The 24,262-nt window shown below is 58.5% G+C and carries 18 protein-coding genes; 12 read left to right on the top strand and 6 right to left on the bottom strand.

Features of this window, described 5'->3' with window-relative positions:
• The first annotated feature begins 25 nt into the window (after positions 1-25).
• Positions 26-484: a MarR family winged helix-turn-helix transcriptional regulator gene (locus D4A39_RS06055; protein WP_022985377.1), complete on the top strand. Its 459-nt coding sequence runs from the start codon at positions 26-28 to the stop codon at positions 482-484.
• Here the strand turns inward: D4A39_RS06055 and D4A39_RS06060 are convergent.
• Positions 468-1,304 carry an alpha/beta fold hydrolase gene (locus D4A39_RS06060; protein WP_119917708.1) on the bottom strand — a complete coding sequence of 279 codons (837 nt, stop codon included), beginning with the start codon at positions 1,302-1,304 and terminating at the stop codon, positions 468-470. The genes D4A39_RS06055 and D4A39_RS06060 overlap by 17 nt on opposite strands.
• A gap of 260 nt (positions 1,305-1,564) precedes the next feature.
• On the opposite strand from D4A39_RS06060, the gene D4A39_RS18165 reads away from it, so the two are divergent.
• Positions 1,565-1,693, top strand: coding sequence for a hypothetical protein (locus D4A39_RS18165; protein ID WP_267899598.1), 129 nt, complete (start codon positions 1,565-1,567; stop codon positions 1,691-1,693).
• A gap of 60 nt (positions 1,694-1,753) precedes the next feature.
• Here D4A39_RS18165 and D4A39_RS06065 read toward each other — a convergent pair whose 3' ends face one another.
• Positions 1,754-3,847, bottom strand: coding sequence for a TonB-dependent siderophore receptor (locus tag D4A39_RS06065; protein ID WP_031226452.1), 2,094 nt, complete (start codon positions 3,845-3,847; stop codon positions 1,754-1,756).
• Between the two features lie 239 nt (positions 3,848-4,086).
• On the opposite strand from D4A39_RS06065, the gene ppk1 reads away from it, so the two are divergent.
• Positions 4,087-6,168, top strand: coding sequence for a polyphosphate kinase 1 (ppk1, locus tag D4A39_RS06070; RefSeq protein ID WP_119917709.1), 2,082 nt, complete (start codon positions 4,087-4,089; stop codon positions 6,166-6,168).
• A gap of 96 nt (positions 6,169-6,264) precedes the next feature.
• Here the strand turns inward: ppk1 and ppx are convergent, their stop codons facing one another.
• Entirely contained in the window at positions 6,265-7,755 is a 1,491-nt protein-coding gene (gene ppx / locus D4A39_RS06075; RefSeq protein ID WP_119917710.1) for an exopolyphosphatase, read from the bottom strand.
• Between the two features lie 183 nt (positions 7,756-7,938).
• Between ppx and trxA the strand changes: the two genes are divergently transcribed.
• From trxA to D4A39_RS06110, 7 genes are all read left to right on the top strand, one after another.
• Complete coding sequence (gene trxA, locus D4A39_RS06080) at positions 7,939-8,265, top strand: thioredoxin TrxA (protein WP_022985383.1); 327 nt, start codon at positions 7,939-7,941, stop codon at positions 8,263-8,265.
• Between the two features lie 274 nt (positions 8,266-8,539).
• A complete protein-coding gene (gene rho, locus D4A39_RS06085) occupies positions 8,540-9,799 on the top strand; it encodes a transcription termination factor Rho (protein ID WP_022985384.1) in 1,260 nt (419 codons plus the stop codon).
• A 229-nt stretch (positions 9,800-10,028) separates the two neighbouring features.
• A complete protein-coding gene (ubiD, locus tag D4A39_RS06090; RefSeq protein WP_119917711.1) occupies positions 10,029-11,504 on the top strand; it encodes a 4-hydroxy-3-polyprenylbenzoate decarboxylase in 1,476 nt (491 codons plus the stop codon).
• A gap of 292 nt (positions 11,505-11,796) precedes the next feature.
• The gene (locus tag D4A39_RS06095; RefSeq protein ID WP_119917712.1) at positions 11,797-13,158 is read left to right on the top strand and encodes a D-arabinono-1,4-lactone oxidase; all 1,362 of its coding nucleotides are present in this window, start codon (positions 11,797-11,799) and stop codon (positions 13,156-13,158) included.
• Positions 13,159-13,246: 88 nt separating this feature from the next.
• Complete coding sequence (locus D4A39_RS06100) at positions 13,247-14,527, top strand: alanine racemase (RefSeq protein ID WP_119917713.1); 1,281 nt, start codon at positions 13,247-13,249, stop codon at positions 14,525-14,527.
• Entirely contained in the window at positions 14,527-15,492 is a 966-nt protein-coding gene (locus D4A39_RS06105; RefSeq protein WP_119917714.1) for a 1-aminocyclopropane-1-carboxylate deaminase/D-cysteine desulfhydrase, read from the top strand. The genes D4A39_RS06100 and D4A39_RS06105 overlap by 1 nt, the downstream gene beginning before the upstream one ends.
• A gap of 107 nt (positions 15,493-15,599) precedes the next feature.
• Positions 15,600-15,965 (top strand): NirD/YgiW/YdeI family stress tolerance protein, encoded by a 366-nt coding sequence (locus D4A39_RS06110; RefSeq protein ID WP_022986204.1) that lies wholly within the window; start codon positions 15,600-15,602, stop codon positions 15,963-15,965.
• Between the two features lie 116 nt (positions 15,966-16,081).
• Here D4A39_RS06110 and D4A39_RS06115 read toward each other — a convergent pair whose 3' ends face one another.
• Complete coding sequence (locus D4A39_RS06115) at positions 16,082-18,367, bottom strand: TonB-dependent receptor domain-containing protein (RefSeq protein ID WP_119917715.1); 2,286 nt, start codon at positions 18,365-18,367, stop codon at positions 16,082-16,084.
• A 297-nt stretch (positions 18,368-18,664) separates the two neighbouring features.
• Here D4A39_RS06115 and D4A39_RS06120 point away from each other — a divergent pair, with 297 nt between their 5' ends.
• Positions 18,665-19,582, top strand: coding sequence for a metal-dependent hydrolase (locus D4A39_RS06120; protein WP_119917716.1), 918 nt, complete (start codon positions 18,665-18,667; stop codon positions 19,580-19,582).
• A gap of 23 nt (positions 19,583-19,605) precedes the next feature.
• Here D4A39_RS06120 and D4A39_RS06125 read toward each other — a convergent pair whose 3' ends face one another.
• Complete coding sequence (locus tag D4A39_RS06125) at positions 19,606-21,087, bottom strand: amidase (RefSeq protein WP_022986207.1); 1,482 nt, start codon at positions 21,085-21,087, stop codon at positions 19,606-19,608.
• 124 nt (positions 21,088-21,211) lie between these two features.
• Between D4A39_RS06125 and D4A39_RS06130 the strand changes: the two genes are divergently transcribed.
• Positions 21,212-22,222: a zinc-binding alcohol dehydrogenase family protein gene (locus tag D4A39_RS06130; RefSeq protein WP_022986208.1), complete on the top strand. Its 1,011-nt coding sequence runs from the start codon at positions 21,212-21,214 to the stop codon at positions 22,220-22,222.
• Positions 22,223-22,366: 144 nt separating this feature from the next.
• Here D4A39_RS06130 and D4A39_RS06135 read toward each other — a convergent pair whose 3' ends face one another.
• On the bottom strand, positions 22,367-24,220 hold the full coding sequence (locus D4A39_RS06135; RefSeq protein WP_022986209.1) for a phytase: 1,854 nt from the start codon (positions 24,218-24,220) through the stop codon (positions 22,367-22,369).
• Positions 24,221-24,262: the final 42 nt, after the last annotated feature.

Consider the following 24,262-nt stretch of genomic DNA (forward strand, 5'->3'; position numbering starts at 1 on the left):
TGCACACTTTATCCGGAGTTTTCGCATGAGCCGCCAACGCCCTACCCCCGATCCCGAGCAGGTCGGCCTGCAATGCGCCGCCCTGCACTCCCGGGTGTTTTCCCGGCTGGTGACCCGGCTGTTCAATAGCAGCCTGGCGGACAGCGGCCTGCGCATCACCCAGTTTTCCGTGCTCAATGCGATCAAGGCGCGACCGCCGGAATCCATTTTCCAGCTGGCGGAACTGCTGGGCATGGAGCGTACCTCCCTGCAACGGACCGTGGACAAACTGATCGACAACGGTCTGGTGCAGGCAGCCCCCACCGGCAACAAACGCGCCCTGGGCCTGAGCCTGACCGCAGACGGTGAAGCACGCTACCAGCAAGCCCTGCAGGGCTGGCAGCACGCCCAGCAGCAATTCGAGTCGCTGGTCGGTGCCGCCAACTGGGCTGACATCGCCCGTGAATTGCGCGGTTTCAGCCGCCAGGTCAAGCAGACACTCTGACGGCCGCCGCCGGCTGCACAAACGCCTCAATGGCGGCATGGACCTGGGACGCCTCCAGCAACCGCCGATGCCCGAGCCCCTGGGTCTGAAACAGGCTGGCATGGGGTAGCGCCTGATGCAGACGCAGGGCATCACTAAACGGGACTTCCCGATCCAGCGTGTCGTGGATCACCAGCACCTCACTCTCGATGCCACGCCCCCGGCGCGCAATATCCAGCACCTCATAACCGATCCCGACCCGGTCCGCCATGGCGTCCAGCAACCCCTGCCGGGCACGGGCGCCGAAGCGAAGAAAACTCGCCATGCGACCGACCACCGCGCGAAAGTCCGTTGGCGCCGAGATCAACACGGCCTGCGGAATTTCCGGGCGCTCCGCCAGCACAAAGGCCAACGCCGACGCCCCCATGGAATGCCCTACCACCAGATCCACCGGCTCTCCCATCTGTTCCAGCGCGGCTCTAACCGTCGTGATGAACTCCCCCACATTCGATGGTCCGTCCGCCACCACTCCGTGACCAGGCATTTCCAGCACGAAACAGGTCCAATCCGACGGATCGACGGTCTCCAAAAGCGCGTGAAACTGCGACACATCCCCTGACCAGCCATGCACAAACAGCGCCCGCCGTGGCCCGCCCGGGCGCACCCAGCATCGAGCGCGGGTCCCTACCGGCATGAACTCACCGGCATCCCGCAGGGCCGGATTGCTGTCACGACGGACCGCCGCCACCCGCGGCGTGGTCATCATGCTTAACGCCATGCGGCTGGCTCTGGCCGGGGTAATCCGGCTCAACAACGCCATCAAAATCAGGAACGCCTTCATCGTCTTCTCCTTGATGTATATACACTAAAAATGCGAAAGCGCTGCCACCCTGCAGGGAAGGCGGCAAGCATGGCACTTTATTTTAGTGTATTTACACCATACGATATAAATCAAGTCATTCGTCGAGTGGAATACACCGCAACGCCCCGCCCGACCGTGCTGCAGCCAATGGCTATCGGCACAAAGCGGTTATGATTTCGCCGCTTTTAATCGCGCTGATACTTTTCTGAGATTGGGTCACTGACCCGAGGAGTCATGTTATGCGTACCCTGATACTGGTACTGGGACTTGCCATTTCCGCCATCGCGACCGCTGACGCCCGCGCGCCGACGGAAGAAGAGATGCAACAGCTAGAGATCGTGCAGCCTTCATGGATTTTTCAGGGGTAACCGACCCTGGTCATCCACAAAAAAACCGGCGCATGCGCCGGTTTTTTTGTGGCCCGATCCCTAGAAACGGTAACGGGCATTTGCCGTAATGGTACGGCGCTCACCGAAACCACAATCCGTACCGGCACTTCGGCACCAGGAAACGTACTCTTCATCCGTCAAATTCTGGACGTTCATGCTGAAATCCCAGTTCTGGATCCCATAGCCCAGCATCGCATCATACAATGTCTGGGACGGTACCTTCGGCGCGCCGCCGAAGCCCACATTGTCACCGATATAACGTACCCCGGCACCAAAGCGCAGACCATTTTCCAGCTCATACTTACCCCAGCCAGAAACAAGCCGGTCCGCCACGTAAGGCAACCGAACACCGCTATCGTCATCGATGGCCCGGAGGTCGGTCATACTGGCCTGAAGTTCCAGATTTCCCAGCATTTTCTTCACTTCCAGCTCCCAACCTTCAGACTTGGCGCCAACTTGGTCAACTGACTGCGGCTGCGACCCCTGGATCACGCGATTGGTTTCTTCGATGTAGAAGTAAGCGGCAGTCACGGAGAGATCTCCACTCTCACTCACGTATTTGACACCGGCCTCTTCCTGCTCACCTGTCGACGCATCGAGGCTTTCCCCAAATCCATCCGTTCCCAGATTCGGAGTAAATGACTGCGCATAGCTCAGGTAGGGGGACAACCCAAAATCAAAGTGATACATCAAACCCAGGCGGCCTGTGGTTTCTTCATCATCACTTTTGGTATCCGGCCCTGTAACCGCCAGAGTGGTATTGGTTGAATCATCGTGACGCAGCGCCCCGGAAATGGCGAAGTTGCCAATATCCATGTGGTCAATGAAGTAGACCCCGGTCTGCTTGATTTCGTTATCCGGACGGTCAGCGGGGTTCAGGGCCGCATAGTTCACATTGCCGTATACCGGGTTATAAAGGTTAATGGTGCCACCCTGGGCATAACCGTAGTAATAGTTGCTTTGCTCCCAGAGCGCGTCCTGCCGATCAACACCAACCGCCAGACGGTGGCGGGTCATGCCGAGATTCAGATCACCCTGAAGGCGAATATCAAAATTCGTTACCTCTGTGCCGGTATCCGCCATATAGATGGTACGCGCAGTGTCACCATTGGGCGCAACACCAAAACCAATCGATGCCCAGTGCTCACGGGTTTCCGCTTCAGAGGAGGTGTAACGGCCGGTGGCAGCGATGTTCCATTGCTCGTTCAGACGATGATCCACAAACAAGGTGACTTCATTTTTTTCGCGGTCATAACGATCCCAGCTAGGCTCCCCAACAAAAGTCTCCGTAGGAAGATCACCTCTCACCCCAGGCTCGATAGTCCCTTGGGCCGGAAGAAACTGGGCCGAAACGCCGCCTGAGTTTTCCTGGGCATTAAACAGCAGGCTAATACTGGTGTTATCCGTAGGCAGCCAGGTAATAGACGGCGCAAAAAGGAAACCGTCATCATCCACATGGTCCACCTGGGTACCGCTTTCGCGCTTCAGCGCCACCAGACGATAGAGTAACTTCCCGTCCTCTGAGAGAGGCCCGGTAACGTCTGCCGCCAACTGTTTGCGGTCATAGGAACCCACCTGCGCCCAGATTTCTCCCTGCTGCTCTGGCTTGGGGAGCTTCGAGACGGAATTAATGATGCCGCCCAATTCAGACTGGCCATACAGCACAGAAGACGGCCCCTTCAGGACCTCCAGCTGTTCCAGAGCATAGACATTGGTGCGCACACTGTTATAGCTGCCATAAATCGAGCGCAGCCCATCCAGATAAAAGGACGCATCCATTCCGCGTATCTTTGCCCAATCACCACGGGTATCAAACCCGAATGCACCGGCATAGACGCCCGAACTGTAAAGTAGGGCATCCTGAATATTCTTGGCCCCGGTATCACGAATAAACTCTTGATTTACAACACTAATGGCAAATGGTGTCTCTTCCACTGCCACATCCAGTTTGCCCGTTTTGGCGGTTTCCCTTTCAGTGATATATCCCGCTTCTTCAGCGCCCTCGGCGCTTACCTCTACAGCAGGAATCACATTGGTAGAGGGCTCTTCAGCGAGTACCGTCACAGGAAACAAAGAAAGCAGGGACATCCCTACCAGCGGCGCGCCCCAAATCGCGCGATATCGGCAAGTCATTGGCAAGCTCCAAAATATAAAAAGACTAAAAACGATAACGATTCGCATTCTACACCTTTGCCGCGACACTGAAAAGTAAGCTTTGTCAGTCTGCTTCCCATGATTGAACCTGCCTCATTCTTTCCCCTTTGTTCATGCAGGATTAAGCTGGACAGGGGTGAATCCCGTTCCCTGTCATTACCGTGTCATATATATGTCATGGAATAGAGGGCCCTTGCGGTTCCGCTCAGGACGAGACCATGAATGACATTGCCAGCGAGCACAGCGCCATCGACCTCAATAACCCCGACTACTACTTCAACCGGGAATTGAGCCTGCTGCAGTTCAACCTGCGGGTGCTGGAGCAGGCCATGGACGACAACCACCCCTTGATGGAAAGGCTGAATTTTCTGCTGATTTTTTCCAGCAACATGGACGAGTTCTTCGAGATTCGTGTAGCGGGTCTGCGCAACAAGCTGGAAACCGGCACAGGTCAACCGGGCCCGGATGGCATGCTGCCGGCCGAGCTGCTCAGGGAAATCGGCCGCATCACCCATGAAGCAGTGGACCGGCAATATCACATCCTGAACAACATCCTGTTACCGGCACTGCGCGAGGAAGGCGTCGACTTCCTGCGCCGCGAAGATTGGACCGAAGCCCAGGCTGAATGGGTCAAAAAGTATTTTCGTGAGCAGGTCTACCCGGTTCTGACCCCCATCGCACTGGACCCATCCCATCCCTTCCCGCGCCTGGTCAACAAGAGCTTAAACTTCATCGTGCCGCTGGATGGGAAGGATGCATTTGGTCGCTCCACAGGACTGGCCATTGTGCCTGCTCCGCGCTCGCTGCCGCGCCTGATCCGCATCCCGGACGAAATCAGTGGCGACGGCGACGATAATTTTATTTTCCTTTCCTCCATGATCCATGCCCATGTCTCGGATCTTTTCCCGGGCATGAAAGCCACTGGCTGCTACCAATTTCGAGTGACTCGCAATGCGGATCTTGAAGTGGACGAAGAAGCAGAAGATCTGGCCAGCGCCCTGAAAGGCCAGCTACTTTCCCGTCGCTACGGAGACGAAGTACGCCTGGAAGTGGCTGACAATTGTCCACGGCATCTGATGCACTACCTGCTGGAGCAATTTGAGCTGGGCGAGGATGACCTCTACGAGGTGAATGGCCCGGTGAATCTGGCGCGGATGTTTACCAGCGTGGACCGGCCACGCCTGCACTACCCGCCCTTCACCCCGAAAGTTCACCCCACGGTGAAAAAATCAGAATCCATCTTTGATGCCATTGACCAGGAAGACCTGCTGCTGCATCACCCTTTCCAGTCATTTCAGCCGGTCATTTCCCTGCTGGCAGAAGCTGCCCGTGATCCCAAGGTACTGGCAATCAAGCAGACTCTGTATCGCACTGGGACCAAGTCGGAAATTCTGGATCATCTGGAAACCGCAGCGCGCAACGGCAAAGAAGTGACCGCCATCGTGGAGCTGCGCGCTCGCTTTGATGAGGAATCCAACATCGAAGGGGCGCGCCGATTGCAGGAAGCCGGCGCCATCGTGGTGTACGGTGTGGTGGGCTACAAGACTCACGCAAAGATGTTGCTGGTCGTCCGCCGCGACGGGGATGGCATCAAGCGTTATGTCCACCTTGGCACCGGGAATTACCACACCAAGACCACCAAGCTTTACACCGACTACGGCCTGATGACCAGCGACAAATCTATAGGACAGGACGTACACAAAATCTTCCAGGAACTGACCGGCATGGGCAAGGCCGCCCGCCTGAAACAGCTCAAACATTCGCCCTTCACCCTGCATCCGTCACTGGTTGAATGGATCGAATTTGAGACAGTGGAAGCCCAGGCTGGTCGGCCTGCGCGCATCATCGCCAAATTCAACTCGCTGACCGAAGAAAAAATCATCCAGGCGCTCTATCGCGCCAGTCAGGCGGGCGTGCAGATTGACCTGATCGTTCGCGGCATCTGCTGCCTGAAACCGGGTATCGCCGGGCTGTCCGATAACATTCGGGTGCGCTCCATCGTTGGGCGCTTTCTGGAACACACCCGCATCTACCACTTCCACCATGCCGGCGAAGACCTGCTGTATTGCTCCAGCGCCGACTGGATGGACCGCAACCTGTTCAACCGGGTAGAAACCTGCTTCCCGATCAATCACCCGGCGCTGAAGAGCCAGATGCTGGAAGAAGGCTTGCAGTATTATTTGCGCGACAACAGCCGTGCCTGGTTACTGCAGCCCGATGGCAGCTACCAACGCGCCCAGCCGGCAGAGGGGGAAGAACGGTTTATGGCGCAGCAGACGTTGCTGGATACTTTGGGGTAGGGGCAGTCTCCACGCCGTTTATTCGCAGTGGAAACCGCTCCCACCCCTGACCGCACCGCCCCTGTCGGGCCTGCCAGCAAACGATAGGGCGAACACTCAGCTCAAGTTTAGCTCACAGCCCGCTTGCTGAAAGTACTCTTGCTCCTGCTCCAGATCGGCGAGGGTGAGAGGGTGTTCTTCCAGCCAGCCTGCCGGGAACGAGAGGGTCAGCTTGCGCTCAACCGCGGTGAGGCCAATATCGGGAATCGCTTCGTCGCAGCGGGCATGGTGCAGCCGCGCAGCGATGCGCAACACCAGGCACAGGCGCAACAGCGGCTCGCGCTCATCTTCAGGCACATCCTCCAGCGCCGATAGCGGCACCTTGCGGCGATGGCCTCGTACCAACACCGCTACCGCCTGCTGCTCCTGGCGTGAGAACCCCGGCAAGTCAGAATTGGTGATCAAGTAGGCGCCATGCTTGTGAAACTGGCTATGCGACACCGCCAACCCCAGCTCGTGCAGCAATGCCGCCCAGCGCAGAGAATCGGCCATGTCCTCACCCGCCAGTCCCCACTCGCTGGCAACCTGCTTAAGTAATGCCATGGCCGTATCGCACACCCGCTCAGCCTGGCTGCGCTCCACATGATGACGGTTCATCAAGGCCTGAATGCTACGGTCACGCACATCTTCATGACCAAACCGCCCCAACAGATCGTAGAGCAGCCCTTCGCGCAATGCCCCTGACGAGACCTCCATCTGCTCCAGCCCCAACTGTTCGAAAATACCGTACAGAATCGCCAGCCCGGACGGAAAAATCGGCACCCGATCCTCGCGCAACCCCTTGAGGGACAACCGCTCAAGGCTTTCCGCTTTCAGTACCTTCTTGCGAGCTTTCTTGAGCGCATCCAGCGTGATACCGCTCTCACACCAGCCATTCTCGACACAGACCTGGCTAATCGCCTTGATCGTCCCGGACGCCCCTACGCTTTGTACCCAACCGATCCGGCGGTAGTTGGCGTGAATCGACAACACTTCCTGTCGGGCCGCCGTGACGGCACGATCAAACGCTTTCTCGGTAAGCGCCCCTTCCGGGAAGAAGCGTTTGGCAAAACTGACGCAGCCCATGTGCAGGGATTCGGTTTCAGAAGGTTCAAAACGCTCACCGATAATCAGTTCGGTTGATCCGCCGCCGATGTCGACCACCAGACGTTGCCCGGCATCATCCGCCAGGGTGTGCGCCACCCCCAGATAAATCAGCCGGGCCTCCTCGCGGCCAGCCACAATTTCGATATCGTGCCCCAATACATCCTCGGCACGGGCAATGAATTCCCGGGCGTTGCGCGCCTGTCTCAGGGTGTTGGTGCCTACCACCCTCACACTGCCTCGGGGAATCCCGGTAATCCGCTGAGCGAACCGCCCCAGACACTCGAGTCCCCGTTCCTGGGTATCGGCATCCAGTCGATTATCCTTGTCCAGGCCTGCGCCCAGCTGCACTTTCTCGGATAGCCCATCCAGAATCTGGATTTCCCCGTGTACCTGACGGGCCACCACCATATGAAAACTGTTCGACCCCAGATCAATGGCGGCCAGATGTTCGCCGTGCTCCATGCAAGCTCCTTCTTTCGTTGGGTCGATTCTAACCAAAAATCATGGCGTTACGATGTCATAGCCGCTAACTCTCGGGATTATTGACTGCGGTTGCTTGAAAATGCCCGGCCACACCCTGATATTATTCCCCAGCGCAACGGCCCTCGCCCGGGCCAGCCAATCCCTTTATAGCAGGAGAATTCAATGAGCGGCGAGATTATCAATGTGACCGATGCGGACTTCGAAGCCCAGGTCATCAATGCAGACGGCCCCGTGTTGGTCGATTACTGGGCACCGTGGTGTGGCCCCTGCAAAATGGTCGCGCCGATCCTGGAACAGCTGGCCGGCGAGTACGAAGGCAAGCTGACCATTGCCAAGATCAACATTGACGACAACCCTGAGACCCCCAAGAAATATGGGGTTCGCGGCATCCCCACCCTGAGTGTCTTCAAAAACGGTAACGTGGAAGCCACCAAAGTGGGCGCCCTGTCCAAGAGCCAGCTGACCGCTTTCCTGGACAGCACACTGTAAGATCGGAAACACCTTGTAACGCCCCTGTCTACTGACGGGGGCATTACATCCCACCAGACTCTAGACAGCCCCCTGTCAGAGTGGTAGATTCCAGAACCAGCTTTAAGTCAAGCACCCCCTTTTAGTAAGTCCTTCGGAACCTCTGGTTACCTTTTATTCCTGATGGCCCTCTAGGCTTGCCGGGCCAGATTCCGAAATAACCGGATTTTCATAACAACTGCGGCACCGCAGGTGGTGCATCCTCTCATTCATCCAAGACCAAAACAGACCGCCAATGAATCTTTCTGAACTGAAGCAGAAGCCGATTGGAGAACTTCTGGACATTGCCAAAGAACTCGGACTCGAGAATCTGGCAAGAACCCGCAAGCAGGACGTCATCTTTTCCATCCTTAAACGCGCTGCCAAAAATGGCTCCGACATTTATGGTGACGGCGTACTGGAAATCCTGCAGGACGGCTTCGGCTTCCTTCGTTCTGCTGAAGGTTCCTACCTGGCAGGCCCTGACGACATTTATGTCTCTCCGAGCCAGATCCGGCGCTTCAACCTGCGCACCGGCGACACCATTTCCGGGAAGATCCGCCCCCCGAAAGATGGCGAACGCTATTTCGCCATGCTCAAGGTTAACGAGATCAATTTCGACAAGCCGGAAAACGCAAAAAACAAGATCCTGTTTGAAAACCTGACGCCCCTGTTCCCCACCGAGCGTCTGGCAATGGAAATAGGCAACGGCTCCACCGAAGACATCACCACCCGGGTGATCGATCTGGTGGCCCCAATCGGCAAAGGGCAGCGCGGCCTGATCGTGGCCCCGCCCAAAGCCGGTAAGACCATGCTCCTGCAGAACATCGCCCAGTCCATCGCCCGCAACAATCCCGAAACCCACATGATCGTGCTGCTCATTGACGAGCGCCCGGAAGAAGTGACTGAAATGTCACGAACCGTGCGCGGTGAAGTGGTGGCGTCCACCTTTGACGAGCCTCCGGCCCGTCATGTTCAGGTGGCCGAGATGGTAATTGAGAAAGCCAAGCGACTGGTTGAGCACAAGCAAGACGTGGTGATCCTGCTGGATTCCATTACCCGTCTGGCCCGTGCCTACAACACCGTACAGCCCAGCTCAGGCAAGGTCCTCACCGGTGGTGTTGACGCCCACGCCCTGGAAAAACCCAAGCGCTTCTTCGGCGCCGCGCGAAACATCGAGGAAGGCGGCAGCCTGACCATCCTCGCCACCGCCCTGGTGGACACTGGCTCCAAGATGGACGAAGTGATCTACGAAGAATTCAAGGGCACCGGCAACATGGAGCTGCATCTGGATCGCAAGGTGGCAGAGAAGCGCGTCTTCCCGGCCATGAATATCAAGAAGTCCGGCACCCGTCGCGAAGAGCGCCTGGTAGGTGAAGATGAACTGCAAAAAATGTGGATTCTGCGCAAGGTTCTTCACCCAATGGATGAAATCGGTGCCATGGAATTCCTTATTGACCGCATGAAGCAGACCAAGACCAACCTGGAATTCTTCGAGTCCATGAAGCGCAAATAAGCAACACTGGAACACCATACGCAAAACCCCGCCCCGGCGGGGTTTTGTTTTATGGGCGCCGAACTCAACGATCTGGAGGGCGTCTGCGATCTTCTAAAACACGCTGGAACTATTTTGGGTTTTGCCCTCCTCGAAAGCGAGGTTCACCGCTCTCGACTCGCCGCTCACATCCAGCCTGCTATACTCGCTTAATTACTTTCCCTGGTGCCCCCTACCAACAAGGAACGCCATGAAATACCGCGATCTGCGTGACTTCATTACCCAGCTGGAACAGCGCGGGGAACTCAAGCGCATCACCGTGCCAGTGGACCCCAATCTGGAAATGACCGAAATCTGCGACCGCACCCTACGTGCTGGCGGCCCGGCATTGTTGTTCGAAAACCCGAAGGGGTTCGGGACCCCGGTGCTGGGCAATCTGTTTGGTACCGAACGCCGGGTGGCGCTGGGCATGGGCCGGGAGTCACTGGAAGAGCTGCGAGAGCTTGGCGAACTGCTGGCGTTTTTGAAAGAACCGGAGCCACCAAAGGGCTTTCGTGACGCCTGGGATAAGCTGCCGGTGTTCCGCAAGGTCTTGAGCATGTCACCCAAGGTGTCCAGCAGCGGGCCCTGCCAGGAGAAAATCCTGGAAGGTGACGAGGTGGATCTGTACCAGTTACCGATCCAGACTTGCTGGCCCGGCGATGCCGGTCCGCTGGTCACCTGGCCGCTGGTGATTACCCGTGGGCCCCATAAGGAACGCCAGAACCTGGGCATCTACCGCCAGCAACTGATCGGCCGCAATAAACTGATCATGCGCTGGCTCAGCCACCGTGGCGGCGCCCTGGATTTTCAGGAATGGCAGCAAGCACATCCCGGCGAACCATTTCCGATCTCCGTTGCACTGGGCGCCGATCCCGCCACCATTCTTGGCGCCGTCACGCCGGTCCCGGACACACTCAGCGAGTACGCCTTTGCCGGCCTGTTACGCGGCTCCAAAACCGAGCTGGTGCGCTGCATCGGCAACGATCTGCAAGTCCCTGCCAGCGCGGAATTCGTCCTCGAGGGACATATCTATCCGGATGAAATGGCCGATGAAGGCCCGTTCGGCGACCACACCGGTTACTACAATGAAGTTGAGCGGTTCCCGGTATTCACCGTAGAGCGTGTCACGCACCGTCGCGACCCGATTTACCACAGCACCTACACCGGCCGTCCACCGGACGAGCCCGCGGTGCTGGGCGTGGCCATGAATGAAATTTTCGTGCCCATTTTGCGAAAGCAGTTCCCGGAAATCGTGGACTTCTATCTACCACCGGAAGGCTGCTCCTACCGCATGGCCGTCGTGACCATGAAGAAGCAGTACCCCGGCCATGCCAAGCGCGTGATGATGGGCGTGTGGTCGTTCCTGCGCCAGTTCATGTACACCAAGTTTGTGATCGTCTGCGACGACGACGTGAATGCCCGCGACTGGAAAGATGTGATGTGGGCCATCACCACTCGCATGGACCCGGCCCGCGATACCGTGATGGTGGAAAACACCCCCATCGACTACCTCGATTTCGCCTCCCCGGTAGCTGGCCTGGGCTCCAAGATGGGCCTGGACGCCACCAGCAAACTCCCCGGCGAAACCACCCGCGAATGGGGCCGCGCCATCAGCATGGACAAGGCGGTCAAGGAGAGGGTGGATGCGATGTGGGAAAGCCTTGGCATCGACAGTGAACAGTGAACAGTGAACAGTGAACAGTGAACAGTGAACAGTGAACAGTGAACAGTGAACAGTGAACAGTGAACAGTGAACAGTGAACAGTGAACAGTGAAGGCTGCGCGAGCAGCATATCGTGTCAAGTTTTTCGCGGTTTTCCTGGTTTTTATAACGCGTGAGGCAGCCCCAAATTCACGTCGCGGGCACTTTACATCGCAATGACAACAACGCGCTATCGCGCCGCTGTTCACTGTTAACTATTCACTGTTAACCGCCTTTGTTGTACCGTCGTGCCAAATAAGAACAAGGATGGCGCATGGCATTGTTTGATTCCATTGATCGACGGGGTTTTCTGAAGGCGCTGGGTAGCGCGGGTGCAGTGGGTGCGCTGGCGCCCCAGCGGCTGATGGCACAAGAGTCCGAGCCGGCTGCCCAGTGGCAGAACTGGTCCGGGAACCAGACCGCCAACCCCGCTCAATTGCTGTTTCCCCGTGATGAAGCGGCATTACGCAACGCGGTCACCGCCAGTGACGCAGGCCTGCGTGCATTTGGTGGCAGCCATTCGTTCAGCGCCGTGGTACCCACCGACGATACCCTGATTTCGCTGGAAGCCATGGCCGGACTGCGCCAGCAAGACGGCGAACGCTTTACCTGGGGCGGCGGCACCCGGCTGGCCATGGCCAGCGCCCAGGCGCACAGCCTGGGGCACAGTTTTCTCAATGAGCCCGACATCAACCTGCAGTCGCTGGCCGGCGCCATTGCCACCAGTACCCACGGTACCGGCACCGGACTCACCAGCCTGTCCGGGCAGGTGGAGAGCCTTCGCCTGATGCTGCCCAATGGCGACAGCCTGACGCTGGACCAAAGTGATGGCGACCGCTTCCTCGCCGCCTGCTGCAGTGTCGGCGCCCTTGGGATTGTCACCGACATTACCTTTCGCCATGCCCCCGCTTACCGGCTCAAGGAGCACACCTGGACCTTGCCTCTGCGTGAGGCTATGGACTTTGTGGAAAAGGAAAAAGATCGCTTTCGTCACATCGAGTTTTTTGCCTTTCCGCTCGGTGAACAGGCCATCATCAAGACCATGGAGATCACCGACGATCCCGAGGACAGCCCTGCCCGGGAAGATGACAACGAGCTGCTGGAGCTGGTCTCCAAACTGGCCATGCATGCCGGCTGGCTGACCCCCAGCCTGCAAAAGCTGGTCACCCTGTTTGTGGAAGACAGCACCTTCACTGGCCCCTCCCACACCGTGTTCGCCAACCGGCGCACCGTGCGCTTCAACGAGATGGAGTACACCGTCCCCGCCGAGGACGGCATCGCTTGCCTCGAAGAGGTCTGCGACACCCTGCGCAAAGAAGACATCAATGTGTTCTTCCCTATCGAGTTCCGTTACGTGGCCGAAGACGATCGGTTACTGTCCATGTACCACCAGCGCCCCGGCGCCAGCCTCTCCATCCACCAGTATTTCGCCCAGGACTACCAGAAGGTTTTTCAGCCGGTGGAACCCATTCTGCGCCGCTATCAGGGCCGGCCACACTGGGGCAAACTGCACAGTCTGGGGCGCGACGAACTGGCCGAGCTGTACCCGGCGTTTGATCGCTTCCAACAGGTGCGCAAGGAACTGGACCCGCAAGGCCGAATGCTGAATGCACACCTGAAGCGGTTGTTTGCATAACACTGTACGCCACGCCCATTGGCCGCTTGTTCCTGTGGTCATGGCAAGGATGAACCAGGCACAAGCCTGGGCAAACCGGGGAGAACACATGAAACGTCGTGGAGTGTTGATCGGGCTGGGCGCCCTGGCGGCGGGGGGCTGGCTGCTGCGACCAGACAACCGTGGTGCTGCCCATGACCGTTACTTCCAGCAATTGAATGACACCCTGAAAAGCGCAGGGCCCGGCCGTCCACTGATGCTGATCGACCGACAACGACTCGCCGACAACTGCCGCACCCTGATGAGCATGATACCCAGTGGGTGCAACTTCCGGATTGTGGCCAAATCCCTGCCCAGTGTGCCCCTGATTCAGGAGGTCATGACCCATACTGGCAGCCAGCGGGTAATGCTGTTCCACCAACCATTCATGAATGCCCTGGCCGACGCCGAGCCGGGCTGCGACATGCTGCTGGGCAAACCCATGCCGATACAGGCTGCCCGTCGGTTTTATCAGGAGCTGGGCGAAGCCCATCGCTTTGACCCGAGCCTGCAACTGCAGTGGTTGATCGACAGCCTGCCGCGTCTGGAACAATACCTGGCCCTGGCACGGGAGCTCGACCAGCCCATGCGCATCAATGTGGAAATCGATGTGGGGCTGCACCGTGGCGGCCTTGGCGACCCGTCACAACTGGACGCCCTGCTTGCGCTGATCCATGCCAACCCCAGGCACCTGCAGTTCAGCGGCTTCATGGGCTATGACGCCCACGTGGGCAAGTTGCCCGGCTTTATCGAAAGTGCCGAAGAAGGCCATCGCCATACCGAGCGTCGTTATCAGTCGTTCATTGATCGGCTATACCAGCAGGCACCGCAATACCAGACCCAATCACTGTGCTTTAACGGTGCTGGCAGCCCCACCCTGGCCTTGTACGACGACAGCACCGTGGTCAACGAACTCAGCGCCGGCTCTTGTCTGGTGAAGGCCAGCGATTTCGATCTGCCCTCCCTGGATGCCTTTGCCCCAGCGGTGTTCATTGCCGCTCCCGTGATCAAGGCCATGGACGGGCTGAACCTCCCCGGCCCCATTCCCCTGGGTGACGCCTGGCAGCGCTGGGATCCCAATCGTCAGCGCACCTACTTTATCTACGGGGGCTACTGGAAAGCACAGCCAGTGTCTCCCGCTGGCATCCAGGCCAACGGTGTCTATGGCGTCAGCACCAATCAGATGATGTACAACGGCAGCCCCGAGACAGCCCTGACCCCGGACGACCAGATTTTCTTCCGCCCCACTCAAAGCGAGTTTGTCATGCTGCAATTTGGTGATCTGGCGGTCTGGGAAGATCAGGCCATTCGCCAGTGGTGGCCACCACTGCCCCAGGGCGAGGGTGCGTGATGCCGTGGCCACTGCTGGAACGTTACCCGGAGCTGGCCATGCTCAACCCCAGCGCACTCTGCACGCTCCCCACGCCAGTGGAACCCCTGCCGGGTCTCGGCGCAAATTGCTGGGTCAAACGCGATGACATCAGTGCCCGCCCCTACGGTGGCAACAAGCTGCGCAAGCTGGAATGGATACTGCCGGACATTCGTCGTGAAGATGCCCACACCGTCGTCACCCTGGGCGCCACCGGCACCAATGCGGGCCTGGCCACCAGCCTGCTCTGCCAGAAAGAAGGACTGCGATGCGACATCTTCACCTTCCCGCAACCGGACTCACCAGTGGTCAGGCAAAACCGCCTGGCCATGCAACAGGCCGGCGCCAGACTGCACGACCGGGGCAGTCTCCTTGGTGCCGCCCTCGGTTGGTATCTGCACCCCGGCCGTCTTAAGCGCGGTTACTACTTTCTCTACGCAGGCTGTTCCAACCCGGTGGCGACCCTGGGCTATGTCAACGCCATGCTGGAACTCAAACAGCAGATCGACGAGGGGCTCTGCCCGGCACCTGCGGCACTGGTTGTGGCTGCGGGGTCCTGCGCCACGGCCGCAGGCTTGCTGGTGGGCAGTCAGATCAGCGGCCTCAACACCCGTATTCATGCCGTGCAAGTAGCCCCAACACGACTCGGCCCGTTTTCGGTTTGTAATGCACGCCTGACGCTGGGCATGGCCCACACTGCCTGGCAGCAACTTGGCGAGCCCGGCGAGCTGAACCCACACCTGCTGCACTGGCACGACAACTATCTGGGCAAAGGGTATGGGCAGGCCTCTGAGCTGACCCGACAGGCCAAAACGCAGGCCGCCCGTCAGGGACTCCTGGTCGAAGACACCTACAGCGGCAAGGCCTTTGCGGCCTTTTCTGCGATAAGCCAACAACAACCTGGTCCTACCTTGTTCTGGCACACCTTCAATGCCCATCCGTTGTAACCCTGTGGCTACCCCTGGGACTTTAACCCTGCTTTTACAAATATCAGGAACATCTCTGCCCGTTACGCCCACTAATTCCATGAGACATCAACCAAGGAGGATGACTCATGAAAAAACTGATTATTGCTTCTGTACTGATGGGCGCCGCGGCGACCGTAACCGCTGGAGACATTATCGAGAGCGACAGCGCTGCCATTAATCAGGGCATCAAGGAAGGTACCCAGGTCCGCATGGAAGGCGAGATAGTCCAGTCACTCGGTGACGAGCGTTATTTGCTGCGTGACCGCAAGGGCCAGATTGAAATTGAGCTGGATGACAAGCTTACCGCCGACCGGCCACTTAAAGCCGGCACCCGGGTGAACTTCACCGGTGAAGTGGAGCATGATGATGGCCGCAGCGTGGTAGAAGTGGACAAGATCCATTCGCTGAAAGGTGCCGTTAACACCAGCAGTGCCTCTACCATCAGCAACTGAAGCCACAAGGCTGCATTTTGACCCAGCGGCGTGAGGCCGCAATTCACAAGCAAGGCACGGCAGGCTTCCCTGTCGCGCCTTGCGAGTAACACCGCCCCCAAGGGGCGGTGTGCGGATCAGAAAGTTGCTTGCAGGCCGATCCAGAAATTACGACGGGCATCCTTGTTGTTGTAGTCGTCGTAGTATTCCACGTCGTAGCCACCGGAACCGTCATCCACGAAGCCCACATCGTAGGTCGTAAAGTCTTCGTCCAGCAGGTTGTTCACACGGGCGTGCAGCGTCACCGACTCGTTGAGCATCAGGCGTGCCCCCAAGTGGTAAATTTCATAATCTTTCCAGTACTCGCCACCGCTGGCATCGGTGTTCAGACCACTGCGACCGAAGCCACGGAAGCGATCGTGGCGGCCTTCCACTGTCAGGAACATGCCGAACTTCTGGGTGGTCTGCCAATCCAGTGTACCGTTGAGCATGTGCCGCGCACTGCCCGTCAGCGGGTAACCTTTGGCGTCACCACTCTTCTGCTCACTGTCGATATAGGTGTAGTTGGCACGCAGGGACCAGCGGGGTGAGATCTGGTAGCGACCTGCTACCTCAACACCCTTGATGACAGCCTTGTCCACATTCACCGGCTGCGTCACGATGCCGCCAACCGACTCATAACTACCCAGATCCACACAAGGTTTCTGGCCACCGGTGGCAGAACACAGCTGACTATCCTGACGGGAAATCTTGTCCTTGAAGTCGTTCTGGAAGAGAGTGATGTTGGCGTTGTGACGATTCGGACTTTCCCAGTACAAGGCAATTTCCGAGTTCACACTGGTTTCCGGCTCAAGGTCCGGGTTACCCACCCAAGGGCGAGTGCCTTGTCCGCCAAAACCGGTAATCCCGTCATACAGGTCAGTGGTCTTCGGAGTTTTGTAACCCGTGCTCACGCCGCCTTTCACCGTCCAGCCAGGCCGCACCTGGTAAACCCCATACAGGCGAGGGCTGATTTGGTCACCAAAGGTTTCGTGGTTGTCGTAGCGTACCCCTGTCGTAAGGGTAAATGGTTCAACGATCGTCCAGTTATCTTCGGCGTAGAGTGCCCAGAAATTATTTTCCGACACTTCGCCGGGGTCTCCTCCCTCCAACCCGAACACGCCGTCTTCCAGTTCGCCACGCAAGATCTGTGTACCCACCACAACCAGATGCTGATCATTGACCGGCATATCCAGCTTGCCGTCCAGGCGCAGCTCATTGCTTTCCAGCTTGCGCTGCGGGCGCGGCAGGAAAGTGGACCCAAGCACCGCCAAACAGGCATCACTGCCCGCATCCGCTACACAGTCGGCATTGTTGGCGATGATGTCGTCATACTCGGCACGCTCAGCTGCAGACAGCGGCATGGTGCGACCTTCGTTATTTGTAGCCAGATACGTCAGGGACACATTGCTGAAACCGAAGCCCCATTCACCTTCATGGGTCAGAGCGATTTGCTCACGGGTAAACTCCTGGTCTTCTGCATAACCGGCGCGAGGCAACCTTTCTGGGCTGTCGTGGGTACCCAGCTGGCTTTCCGAGTTGTCATAGGTCTGGACAGAGTTATCGTAGTCCAGCGAAATGCGTTGATTATCCGTGGGGGTCCAACGCAGGGTGAAACCGAGCGCCGTGTCCTCATTGTCAACAGTACGACCACCCGCGCCGAAGCCCAGCTCACGCTCTTGCACCACCCCATTGGGGTCCGTTACCGGTGCATATTCCGGGTTGGATGCATCCTGATCGTAAAGGCTGCCGCGTACGGCCAGACCAAACTGGTCACCCAGTGGGCCGGAGACAGAAAAGTCCGTCGTGCTGGAATCACCGTACTCGTCATGCTCTTGCAGGGTGCGAGTCACATTGATGCCGCCACCCCAACGGGTGTAATTTTTCTTGGTGATGATGTTGATCACCCCGCCCATGGCGTCGGCACCGTACAAGGTGGAGGCCGGGCCACGGATCACTTCGATGCGTTCGATCGCTTCCAGTGGCGGGATATGGTTGAACTGGTTACCCCCGAAATTGTTGGGGTAAATATCGCCGTGGTTATTCTGACGACGACCGTCGATCAGGATCAGGGTGTAATCAGCGCCCATGCCGCGCATGGAGATGGTGGACTGGCCGGTCTTGTCGCGGGTCTCACCCACATCAACCCCTTCCAGCTCACGTACCGCATCAATCGCGGAGGTAAAGGGCCGGCTGTGTAGCTCCTCCTGACTGATAACGGAAATACTGGCAGGCGCATCGGTTATTTTCTGCTCGTAACCCGCAGCCGACACCACCTTTACCGAGCCCAGCTCATGGGCCTGATTCTCTTCTGCCATGGCCGGCATTCCCCAGCCCCCTGCTACCAGGCCTGCCAGCAACGGCGCCCCATACCCCTTTTTCATCTCAACTACCTGCGTCGTCTGATTAAAATCGCCGCGCAGTATTATTGATGATGAGAACCATTTACAAATGTGAAGAAGATTCAATTCGTAAATTTTGTAAGGCCCCTGAGCATTACTGAATTTCTTTCACTTTCCAGTCCTATGACCACAACGCTCCCGGCAAGGGAATATGAGGCCAAACCATTACATTGACTAATGATACAGTTGCATTGTAGCTTTCTTGCATCACCATCTGGTCGGGGCACCCCAAACGCCCGGCATGATCAGGAACCGGGAAAGCAAACTGAGAGCTACGCCATGACCCGCACACAGCGTCATCAAATCCTGCCCCGCAAAGTGCAGTTCGATTTTGCCAATACCCCCCTGCACTGGCTCCGGGATGATCCGTTTTCGACCCATGTGATCAACGGCATTCATATGCTGCTGCCAGCTGGCGAGCTGTGGTTTTGCCGGGTGTATAACCAGGCATTGCCCATGGTCACGGACGATGCCTTGCGTGAAGACGTACAGGGCTTCATCCGCCAGGAAGCCATCCATTCCCGCGCCCACAGCAAGGCACAAAGCTATCTGGAAGCCCACGGCCTGAGCGTGGAAGCGTATGTGGCTCGTATCGAGTGGCTGTTCGGCACCTTCCTGGGCGAGGCCCCGTTCGGCATGAAGATGCTGCAACGGGATATGTGGAAAAAACAGTGGCTGGTGTTCCGGGTCGGGGTGATCGCGGCGATCGAACACTTCACCGGCGTGCTTGGCCAATGGGCCATGGATAACGAAAGCTGGGAGCGCAACGGCGATGCCACCATGGTCGACCTGTTCAAGTGGCATCTGGCGGAAGAGGTGGAACATCGCACTGTCGCCTACGACCTGTTCGAGCACCTTTGCCGTACCCAGCTGGGCTTTTACGTCAGTCGTCAGGCGTTGATGGCCATTGTGTTCCCGCTGTTTGTCTACTTTATTTCCGAAGGGGCTCGCAGCCTGGCAAAACAGGACCCGGACCCGGAAACCCGCAAGATCGGCCGCAAACTGATCCCTCAGCTGTTACTGCAACTGCAGCGGGTGGGCAAGCAGACAGAAAATGTTCCCACCTTCTCCTTTCTGGTACGCGCCACCGCCCGCTGGGTATCCCCGCGCTTCCATCCGATCCACGAAGGGGATACGGAGCAGGCGCTGGCTTATCTGGCCCGTTCTCCTGCCGCCATGGCGGCGGCAGAAGGATAACGCGGCAAGGGCCATGGCTCAGGCTACATCGGCACCTTGTTAAACCAGGGTTCCGCCTCTTCCAGCTGAGCCGCTAACGCCAGCAACTTGCCTTCATCGCCGTGGCCGCCAACAAATTGCGAGCCTAACGGCAGGCCTGCCTCGGTCCAGTGCAGCGGCACCGACATGGCCGGCACGCCAGTCACGTTGGCGAACTGGGTGAAAGGCATGTACTTGAAGTTTTCCAGCGCCATCTGCTCAATCATGCCGCTCTTCATGAGCAGCTTTTCCGCCCCCACTTTCAGCACCATCTTCAGCGCGGCCTGTTGCCACGGAGGCGTGGCCATGGCACCAATCTCGGCGGGCGGCAATGCCAGCGTTGGCGTCAGCCAGAAGTCATAGCGCGCCAGAAACGCATCCAGCGCAATCATGTAGCCCTGCCAGCGGGTCTGGCATTTCACGTATTCGTGGGCCGGAGTGGCACGACCAAAGGCGGCGATGGCCAGCGTGTCCAGCTCGAACCCCTCATCGCCACAACCGGTGAGTTCTTTCACCTCGTCCACTTCCGCCGCGCACTGCCCAAACCAGACGCTGAGCCAGTCCATGCACATCTGGCGGGCATCCATCTGCGGCTCGGCCTCTTCCACCTCATGGCCCAGATCACGCAGCAACGCCACGGTGTTTTCCACTGCCCGCACCGCTTCCGGGCTGACCTCCGTTCCCAGTGGGGAACGGGTGGAAAACCCGATGCGCAGCTTGCCCGGGCGGCTGGCCGCAGACAGCGCATAGGCCTGCTCAGGAGGAGCGATCCGGAACAGACTGCCACGCTCATCACCCTGCGCGATATCCAGCAGCAAGGCACTGTCGCGCACCGAGCGAGTCAACACATGATTGACCGCAATACCGTGCATGGCCTCAGTGAAATGCGGCCCCCACGGGGTCCGTCCACGCCCGGGCTTCAAGCCGAACAGCCCGCAACAGGCCGCCGGAATACGGATACTGCCTCCGCCATCGTTGGCTCCAGCCACCGGCACCACGCCAGCCGCCACCATGGCCGCGGACCCGCCGGAAGAGCCCCCCGGGGTATGGTCCGGGTTCCAGGGATTGCGTGCCGGGCCGAAGGAGTCCGGCTCGGTGATTCCCTTGGCGCCAAACTCTGGCGTGTTGGTTCGACCAAAAGGCACCAGCCCGGCCTGTTTCCAGCGCGCCACCAGGGTGGAATCCACGTCGGCCTTAATGTCTCTGGCCTTGCGGGCCTTGTTACCCTGATAGCAGGGAGCGCCGCCGATTTCCTGAAACAGGTCTTTCACCAACATGGGCACCCCTGCCAGCGGGCCGCTTAATGTCGTCCCCGCCCGCTCCCGGGCCATGTCATAGAGGGGAATAATCAAGCCATTCAATTGCGGGTTCACGGCTTCCGCGCGCGCAATGGCCACTTCCAGCAACTCTGCGGGCGTGACCTCGCCTTTCTGGATCAACTCGGCCAGCCCCATGGCATCAAACGCCCTGTATTCTTCAAAATTCATCTGAACTCCTGCTCTCCCAACACTGCCAAAGGTCCAACGGCAGACACCGTTATACTGTGGCATAGTCTGCACGGCATCTTGTGCCAAATTCTTGTGTGTTTCGGTTACCCCTCAGAGGCAGTCAATGAAAGCCATTGGATTCAATCAGCCCCGCGCCATCGACGACATTCACGCTCTGGAAGACATCCAGCTGGACCTGCCTTCCCCGGGCCCCAGAGACCTGCTGGTCTCGGTTCAGGCCATTTCCGTTAATCCTATTGATACCAAATTACGGCAACGGCCGCTGGAACAGCCCGGTTACCGGGTATTGGGTTTTGATGCAGCCGGCATCGTCGAGGCAGTGGGTAGCGAGGTGGAAAACTTCAAGGCAGGCGACCGGGTCTGGTATGCCGGCAGCGCGCAACGGCAAGGCAGCAATGCCCAATACCAGTGTGTGGACGAGCGATTGGTCAGCCGCAAACCGGACAGCCTTGGCATGCAGGAAGCCGCAGCCTTGCCACTGACGGCGCTGACCGCCTGGGAGGCTCTGGAAGACCAGCTGGGCTTCCGCCCTGGCGAGTGTCAGGGCAAGACCTTGCTGATCATTGGCGGGGCCGGGGGCGTCGGCTCCATCGCCATTCAACTGGCAGCCCGCTATTTTGGCCTGACGGTCATTGCCACTGCCGGCAGGGAGCAGTCCGCCAATTGGTGCGACGCCATGGGCGCCCATCATCTGGTGGATTACCGTCAACCGCTACAACCGCAACTGGATGCCGTCAGCGATGGCCAGATGGATGGCATCTTCGTGACCCAGAATCTGGATGATTACTGGCAGGCGGCCTGTCAGGCGGTGGCCCCCCTTGGCGGCATCTGTGCCATCGTCGATGCCCGCGGCCCCCTGGACCTGAATCCCCTGAAACCGAAGAGTGCCCGCTTTAGCTGGGAGTTCATGTTCACCCGGCCGCTGTTTGGCCGGAGGATGCAGCAGCAGGGTGACCGTCTCGCCGAGCTGGCGACACTGGTCGACAAGGGCGTCATTCAGACTACCGTGAGCGAAGGCCTTGGCCCCATCAACGCCAACAATCTGAAAGAAGCCCACCGCCGGCTGGAGTCCGGCAGCACCATCGGCAAACTGGTACTGGCGGGCTGGGAATAAGAGTAAGAGCAGCTATGAGCTGTGAGCTATGAGTCGCGGACGGGGCCTGCAGGTTTTGCCAGGCCCTGCCCGCGCCAAAGGTTTCGGCGCGGTCGAGGCGTTCAACATCACCACCAGATTCCGCCCCGCGTTGCAGCTCGTAGCTCAAGGCTTTTCCAACATCGCCTCAATGTCTTTCCACGCCACGATCTTGTAGTTCTGTGGCGCATCGGGAAGACGATTGCGACCATCCTGGACCACCAACATCCCTTTTTGATAAACCCCTCCCAGATTTGCCGAGGTGACTTCCAGGCCATCGGTTTCGGAGGCACCGTCCACGCCGGCCTCAGGGTTCATGCCGATACGGAATTTACCGACCACCGCATACGGGCTGTCTGCTTCCAGAATGACATAGCTGTTATCTCCCTGACTGGAGACCACCAGCCAGTTCCTGTCATCGGCCTGATACAAGGCCAGGCCTTCAATATCGTCAACCAGTACCTCTCCGGCAGCCTTGACCTCGGTGGCGGTCACCGGCTGATCTGCGCCGGCAGCGAAGACCCACACCGCGCGATCTTCTTCACCCACAAACAGGCGCTGTTGTTGCTCATCGGCCACACACCCTTCCGGCTGGCTTGCCACCTTCAGTTCGCGCACGCGTTTACCGGTGATGCTGTCCCCTCCCAGCAACTGCCACTGCTCGATCACACCACTCTTGTCATTTGCAAAGGCATACAACCGCTGATCGTCCTGATACAGGCAGATGCCATAAATGTCCTTCATGCCGGTGGCGATCTGACCCGCTTCCTGCACCTTGCCACTGGCCGGATCGATCAGGAAAAGATGCAGGCTGTTGTGATCACGATTAGTGGCAACGGCAATGTCCCAGCGCCGCCCGGCCACATCGATACCGTAACGCAGATCCACATTGTTCAGTCTGCCGACTTCCAGAAACTGACGGGTGCGGCCCTGCAAATCGTACACATACAAACCCGCCTTCTTGTCTGTGCCAAGAATCAGACTGTCAGCCGGCGACGTCGGGTGCACCCAGATGGCCGGGTCATCGGCGGCATCACCATAGCGCTCGACACTATCGGTTTGTGCTGTGGGCAACACTACCGGCAGGGTGATGCCGGGTTGTGCGGCATGGGGCCAGGACAGCATCACGCTTTGCACGCCCTTGTCACCATCATCCACGGCATACAGGGCAAGACGCTCCCCTTGCTGCGTCACTACCAGGGTCTCCGGTTCGTCCAGCACAGGGACAGCGAAACGTTGTTGCAGACGGCCATCGGCCAGGTACAGATTGACCGCCCCAGCCTCCTTGTCTACCAGTGCCACCCCACCGGGCAGCACGGCCACCGCACTGGCGTTTTCGGCAATGTTGCCGTGGGGAGCCAGGCGATCCAGCAACTGACGCTCGGCATCCCGCTCCGGGTCCGCGTGATAGCGCCACAGACCGACAGACTCTTCCGCTACATACAGGCTGGCGCTGTCATCATCCACGGCACAACTTTCCACCCCCGGGGGCAACACCAGATGACGCACGGGCAACGCCTTGTCCGCCGCCCCCAGCAACCACTGGTCAGCGCCGCCGCGCTCATCCAGCAGGTACACCGACAGTAACGACTGGCTATCCTGATACAGACAGAACCCGGTGATTTCATACTCGGGGGCCGGCACTCTCTGGGCCAGTTGCCACTGCCCCTGATGCCGGGTGAACAGCACTGCCTCATTGCTGGCGGTATCCACCGTCACCAGTTGCACAACGCCCTTGTCATCCACACGGCCTTCAACGCCTTCAAACTGCCCCTCGGCCAGGGTGAGCTGACCGCTGACCAGATTGCCGTTGGCATCCACGGTCACCACATGGTCATCCTGTACCCAGAGTCCTTTTGGCTGCCCCAGTGAGGTTTCTTTTTGCCAGTCTTTCTCTGCCAAAGAGGGAGCCGCCGGGCTCTCCACCTGGCAGCCCGCCATCACCACCAGCAATGCGAAAGCCCATGGTTTGATATTCATCATATGCATCCTTCAGACAAAAAAAGGACCGGGAAACACGCC

Source organism: Alcanivorax profundi (assembly GCF_003597125.1).
GTDB classification, from domain to species: Bacteria; Pseudomonadota; Gammaproteobacteria; order Pseudomonadales; family Alcanivoracaceae; genus Alcanivorax; species Alcanivorax profundi.

Bases quoted from the DNA above. Each gene is read 5' to 3' on its own strand.
- D4A39_RS06055 (WP_022985377.1), top strand. From the start codon at position 26: ATGAGCCGCCAACGCCCTACCCCCGATCCCGAGCAGGTCGGCCTGCAA.
- D4A39_RS06060 (WP_119917708.1), bottom strand. From the start codon at position 1,304: ATGAAGGCGTTCCTGATTTTGATGGCGTTGTTGAGCCGGATTACCCCG.
- D4A39_RS18165 (WP_267899598.1), top strand. From the start codon at position 1,565: ATGCGTACCCTGATACTGGTACTGGGACTTGCCATTTCCGCCATCGCG.
- D4A39_RS06065 (WP_031226452.1), bottom strand. From the start codon at position 3,847: ATGACTTGCCGATATCGCGCGATTTGGGGCGCGCCGCTGGTAGGGATG.
- ppk1 (WP_119917709.1), top strand. From the start codon at position 4,087: ATGAATGACATTGCCAGCGAGCACAGCGCCATCGACCTCAATAACCCC.
- ppx (WP_119917710.1), bottom strand. From the start codon at position 7,755: ATGGAGCACGGCGAACATCTGGCCGCCATTGATCTGGGGTCGAACAGT.
- trxA (WP_022985383.1), top strand. From the start codon at position 7,939: ATGAGCGGCGAGATTATCAATGTGACCGATGCGGACTTCGAAGCCCAG.
- rho (WP_022985384.1), top strand. From the start codon at position 8,540: ATGAATCTTTCTGAACTGAAGCAGAAGCCGATTGGAGAACTTCTGGAC.
- ubiD (WP_119917711.1), top strand. From the start codon at position 10,029: ATGAAATACCGCGATCTGCGTGACTTCATTACCCAGCTGGAACAGCGC.
- D4A39_RS06095 (WP_119917712.1), top strand. From the start codon at position 11,797: ATGGCATTGTTTGATTCCATTGATCGACGGGGTTTTCTGAAGGCGCTG.
- D4A39_RS06100 (WP_119917713.1), top strand. From the start codon at position 13,247: ATGAAACGTCGTGGAGTGTTGATCGGGCTGGGCGCCCTGGCGGCGGGG.
- D4A39_RS06105 (WP_119917714.1), top strand. From the start codon at position 14,527: ATGCCGTGGCCACTGCTGGAACGTTACCCGGAGCTGGCCATGCTCAAC.
- D4A39_RS06110 (WP_022986204.1), top strand. From the start codon at position 15,600: ATGAAAAAACTGATTATTGCTTCTGTACTGATGGGCGCCGCGGCGACC.
- D4A39_RS06115 (WP_119917715.1), bottom strand. From the start codon at position 18,367: ATGAAAAAGGGGTATGGGGCGCCGTTGCTGGCAGGCCTGGTAGCAGGG.
- D4A39_RS06120 (WP_119917716.1), top strand. From the start codon at position 18,665: ATGACCCGCACACAGCGTCATCAAATCCTGCCCCGCAAAGTGCAGTTC.
- D4A39_RS06125 (WP_022986207.1), bottom strand. From the start codon at position 21,087: ATGAATTTTGAAGAATACAGGGCGTTTGATGCCATGGGGCTGGCCGAG.
- D4A39_RS06130 (WP_022986208.1), top strand. From the start codon at position 21,212: ATGAAAGCCATTGGATTCAATCAGCCCCGCGCCATCGACGACATTCAC.
- D4A39_RS06135 (WP_022986209.1), bottom strand. From the start codon at position 24,220: ATGAATATCAAACCATGGGCTTTCGCATTGCTGGTGGTGATGGCGGGC.